Below are 219 nucleotides of genomic sequence, written 5' to 3'. Positions count from 1 at the left end.
TACGCCCGTCACGCAAGAAGGAGAAGGCCCGCTACGGCGAACCGATGCTCAAGAAGGTCCGGCAGTTGATCGAGTCGGTCAACGACACCCTCAAAGGCCAACTTGACCTGGAACAACACGGCGGACGGACCTTCACCGGTGTCGCCGTACGCGTCGCCCAACGCCTCCTCGCCATGGCCGCCGCCATCTGGCACAACAACAAGACCGGCGCACCCGTCA

At 63.5% G+C, this 219-nt stretch carries 1 pseudogene; it reads left to right on the top strand.

From position 1 onward, the window contains the following. Nucleotides 1-219 (top strand): annotated as a pseudogene (locus ACFHW1_RS28940) (IS982 family transposase); the annotation flags it as partial.

The organism is Micromonospora sp. LOL_014 (assembly GCF_048060245.1).
In the GTDB taxonomy this organism is placed as follows: Bacteria; Actinomycetota; Actinomycetes; order Mycobacteriales; family Micromonosporaceae; genus Micromonospora_E.
Note: the sequence above shows the minus strand (reverse complement) of the source record. Positions and strands in the feature narration are given on the sequence as shown.